The organism is Streptomyces sp. NPDC059564, from assembly GCF_042735575.1.
Lineage (GTDB): Bacteria > Actinomycetota > Actinomycetes > Streptomycetales > Streptomycetaceae > Streptomyces.
In genome coordinates, this window is the sequence record NZ_JBHWBP010000502.1 from 1 (window position 1) to 4,228 (window position 4,228).

Consider the following 4,228-nt stretch of genomic DNA (forward strand, 5'->3'; position numbering starts at 1 on the left):
CACCACCCCATAGCCGTCGTCGGCGCTGGACTGGGAGGCCTGACGCTCGCCCGCGTCCTGCACGTACACGGCATCGAGGCCGCCGTCTTCGACCTGGAGGCCTCCCCGGACACCCGTACCCAGGGCGGGATGCTCGACATCCACGAGGAATCCGGTCAAGCGGCCCTGCGGGCGGCGCGGTTGCTGGAGGAGTTCCGTGCCAAGGTCCACCCCGGAGGCCAGGCCCTGCGCGTCCTCGACCGGCACGCCCGCGTCCTGCACGAGGAGGCCGACGACGGCACCGGCGACCGCCCCGAGATCGACCGCGGCGACCTGCGCGACCTGCTGCTCGGATCGCTGCCCGAGGGCACGGTGCGCTGGGGCGCGAAAGTCACCCGGGCCCGTCCCCTGGGGCAGGGCCGGCACGAGGTCACCCTCGCCGACGGCACCGTCTTCACCACCGGCCTGCTGATCGGCGCCGACGGGGCCTGGTCACGGATCCGGCCGCTGCTCTCCGCCGAGACCCCCTCGTACACCGGCATCTCCTTCGTCGAGCTCGACCTCGTCGACGCCGACGCGCGCCACCCCGAATGCGCCGGGCTGATCGGCGGCGGAATGTTCTTCGCCCTCGGCGGCCACAAGGGCTTCCTCGCTCACCGGGAGACCGACGGCAGCCTGCACGTCTACACGGCTCTGCGCGCCCCGGAAGACGCGCTGTCCGCGCTCGACTTCACGGACGCCGACGCCGCGAAGGCCGGTCTCCTGTCGCACTTCCCCGACTGGGCACCCGAGCTGCGCCGACTGGTCGCCGACGCGGACGGACCGCTGGTCCCGCGCCTGATCCACGCGCTCCCCGTCGGCCACCGCTGGGCGCGGGTTCCGGGCGTGACCCTGCTCGGTGACGCGGCGCACCTGATGTCCCCCTTCGCGGGGGAGGGCGCCAACCTCGCGATGATCGACGGAGCCGACCTCGGCCGGTGCCTGGCCGCCCACCCGGACGACACCGAGGCGGCGCTCACGGCCTACGAGGCAACCCTGTTCCCGCGCGGCGAGGAGAAGGCCCGGGACTCGGTCAACGGCCTGGAAGCCATCTTCAACGACCACGCCCCCCAGCCCCTGATCGACCTGTTCACCTCGCCGCGCTCCGGCACCCCCGCGGACGTCTAGGGCCTGTCCGAGAAAGTGGATCTTGGCTGTGTCCGGCGCCGGCTCACTCGTCCAGGACTCCCGGGTGGGCGGGGCGTGCGGCATCCTCGGACAGCCGGAAGGGAACGCCGGTGAGCTTCTCGGACAGCTCCCACAGCAGGCGGGCGGTGGCGGTGTCACGGATGGCGCGTTCCCGGTCGCGCAGGACGGGCTCGCCGCGTAGCTGAAGCGGTCCGTCGGGCACGACGAACGTTCCGCCCGGCAGGTCCGGGACGGTCGCGGCGTACAGGGAGGTCTTGGCGCCTTCGGGGGTGGGGCGGAAGGCGACGCGGACCAGAAGCCGGATCAACGCTCCGTAGAGCCGGCCGCGGTTGCCGTTGGCGCCGCCGGTGAGGACGTTGGTGCGGGTGAGTCCGGGGGCGACCGCCACGCTGCGCAGCCTCAGGCCGGCGGCGTCGGCGCGGCGTTGCAGTTCGGTGGCGAAGTAGAGATTGGCGCGCTTGGACTGCAGGTAGGTGAACATGGCGCGATAGCGGCGTTCGGCGTTGAGGTTGTCCAGGTCGAAGCGGGCGAACCGCTGGCCTTCGCTGCTGACGGTGACCACCCGCGGATCGGGCGAGGCGAGCAGATGGGGCAGCATCAGCCCGGTCAGGGCGAAGGTGCCCAGGTGGTTGATCCCGAACTGCGACTCGAAACCATCGGCGGTCCGGGCGAACGGCACCATCGCCACGCCGGCGTTGTTGACGAGCAGATCGAGCCGGTCGTGATCCCAGCCGTCGGCGAAGGCGCGTACGGAGGCGAGATCGGCCAGGTCGAGGAGGCGCACCTCGGCACGGGCGCCGGGTGCCTGGGCGAGCAGCCGGTCCAGGGCGGCCCGCCCGCGTCGGGGACTGCGGCAGGCCAGTACGACATGGGCACCCCGACGGGCGAGCGCCTCCGCCGTGACCTGGCCGATGCCGCTGTTGGCTCCGGTCACCACCGCCAGGCGGCCGGACTGGTCGGGGACGGAGTCGAGGGTCCACGTACGGGAGGTGCTGGGCATGGCCTTCCTTCTTCTGGGTCGCGGGCGTCCGGCTCCTGGGTCGAGGGCGCCCGGCCGGGCAGGAGCCCAGGTAATGCAACTTCTAGTTGCGATACGCTGGAGCCTGACACGTGAATGCCCGCTAACGCAACTAGGAGTTGCAATGGAGTTGGGTTCCTCCGGACCCGCCCGCCCGGTCGGGCGCGGCCTCAAAGCACAGGCGGCGGTGCGCGCCGCCACCCTCGCCGAGTTGCTGGACCGGGGCTACGCCGAGCTGACCGTCGAGGGCGTGGCCCAGCGGGCCGGGGTGCACAAGACGACGCTCTACCGGCGTTGGAAGGACCGCGAGAGCCTGGTCGTCGACGCGCTTTCCGAGCACTTCGCGACCGACATCCCCACTCCGGACACCGGCGCCGTCGAGACCGACCTGCTGGCGCTCGCGCGGGCGCTCGTGCGGAGCATGACCGGCCCGGTGGGCCGGGCGGTGCAGACCGCGATGTACTCCGACGCCGGCCGGCTGCCGGAGATCGCCGAGGCGAAGCGGCGGGTCTTCGCCGACCGGTTCCGGCGGGCCGAGCCCGTGGTCGCCCGCGCCATCGAACGGGGTGAACTCCCGGCGGATACCGATCCGGTCGAGCTGATCAAAACGCTGGCCGCCCCGATCTACTTCCGGTTGCTGGTCAGTGCCGATCCGGTCGAGGAGGGCGCCGCCGAGCAGGCCGTGCGGATCACGCTCGCCGCCGCCCGCGCCGGCGCCCTGGCGCGGGGCTCCGCCGCGGCCGACGGGACGACCGAAGCGGAGGCCGGTCAGGCGTGAGGGGCGGTGCGCTCGCCCCACGCGCACACAGGGTCGAACGGTTCGGGTGACAGCGCCGGCCCGGCCGGGGTGATCAGGCGCGGGCGCCGTCGAGGACCAGGGAGATCAGGCGGGGGACGAGGCCCTCTTCCAGGGGTTCGCCGGTGAGGAGGACGCGGGCGAGGAGGGGGCCCGTGATGGCTTCCACCAGGAGGTGCGGGTCGGTGTCGGCGGCCAGTTCGCCGCGGTCGATGCCCCGCTGGACCAGCGTCTCGGCACGCTCGAGGCGGGCCTGCCAGTACGCGCGCCGCCCCTCTTCCAGGGCGCCTTCCTCGCGGACCGTCCCCAGGAGCAGCATCGCGGTGCCGGCCGGTGTGGCGAAGAACCGGGCCAGCGCCGTGAAGAGCTCGTACAGGTCCTCGCGGACCGTGCCGGTGTCGGGCGTGGGGAGGGCCTGCTCGGTGCGCGTGGCGAGCGCGTCGAAGATGAGGTTCTCGCGGGTCTTCCAGCGTCGGTAGACGGAGGTTTCGTGCACGCCCGCCGCGCGGGCGACGGAGGCGACGGTGGTGGCGGCCAGTCCCTGGGAGGTGAGCAGGTCGACGGTGGCGGCCAGGACGGCCTGCCGCATCCGTTCCCCGCGCCGCCTCAGCGGCGGAGCCTCCTGCCCGCCCGTGCCCTCGTCGCTCGTCATCCGGCCACACTATCGCAAGGGGTCTTGCGATACGAATCCGGTCGGCGTACGTTGGAAAGCAAGGCGACTTGCGTTAGCCCGCTCGTCGCCCCACCTGTCCACCGGCCCACCCCGGGCCGGCGCCCGCCACCGGAACGGAATGGATCACCCCGCCATGGAACTCATGCGTGCCGCGCGCCTGCACATCCCCTCGCGCACCCTGATCGTCGACGAGGTCCCCGTTCCCGCCCCCGGCCCCGGACAGGTACTGGTCAAGGTGGAGGCCGCGGGCGTCTGCCTGTCCGACGTCCACCTCATCGACGGCACCCTCACCCCCGCCCACCTGCAGGGCGACACCGTCACCCTGGGACACGAGGTGGCCGGCACCATCGCCGAACGCGGACCCGACGTGACCGCCTGGACCGTGGGACGCCGGGTCGTCCTGCAGGCCGGCGAGGTGCGCGACGGCCGGGTCCTGACGCGCGGTGTCGACTACGACGGCGGCTGGGCCTCGTACGCACTCGCCACCGCCGAGACCCTCGTCGCCCTGCCCGAGGCGATCACCTTCGAACAGGGCGCGATCATCCCGGACGCCGTCTCCACCCCCTGGGGAGCC

Annotated in this window: 5 protein-coding genes; 3 read left to right on the forward strand and 2 right to left on the reverse strand. The window is 72.9% G+C overall.

What is annotated here, in order from left to right:
- Window positions 1–1,146: FAD-dependent oxidoreductase (locus tag ACFV0Q_RS38995; protein WP_385012502.1), on the forward strand; the 1,146-nt coding region annotated here is incomplete at its 5' end.
- A 43-nt stretch (window positions 1,147–1,189) separates the two neighbouring features.
- Here ACFV0Q_RS38995 and ACFV0Q_RS39000 read toward each other — a convergent pair.
- Entirely contained in the window at window positions 1,190–2,167 is a 978-nt protein-coding gene (locus ACFV0Q_RS39000; RefSeq protein ID WP_385012504.1) for an oxidoreductase, read from the reverse strand.
- A gap of 142 nt (window positions 2,168–2,309) precedes the next feature.
- Here ACFV0Q_RS39000 and ACFV0Q_RS39005 point away from each other — a divergent pair, with 142 nt between their 5' ends.
- The gene (locus tag ACFV0Q_RS39005; protein WP_385012506.1) at window positions 2,310–2,963 is read left to right on the forward strand and encodes a TetR/AcrR family transcriptional regulator; all 654 of its coding nucleotides are present in this window, start codon (window positions 2,310–2,312) and stop codon (window positions 2,961–2,963) included.
- A gap of 73 nt (window positions 2,964–3,036) precedes the next feature.
- Here the strand turns inward: ACFV0Q_RS39005 and ACFV0Q_RS39010 are convergent, their stop codons facing one another.
- Window positions 3,037–3,633: a TetR/AcrR family transcriptional regulator gene (locus ACFV0Q_RS39010; RefSeq protein ID WP_385012508.1), complete on the reverse strand. Its 597-nt coding sequence runs from the start codon at window positions 3,631–3,633 to the stop codon at window positions 3,037–3,039.
- A gap of 154 nt (window positions 3,634–3,787) precedes the next feature.
- On the opposite strand from ACFV0Q_RS39010, the gene ACFV0Q_RS39015 reads away from it, so the two are divergent.
- Window positions 3,788–4,228: alcohol dehydrogenase catalytic domain-containing protein (locus ACFV0Q_RS39015; protein WP_385012510.1), on the forward strand; the 441-nt coding region annotated here is incomplete at its 3' end.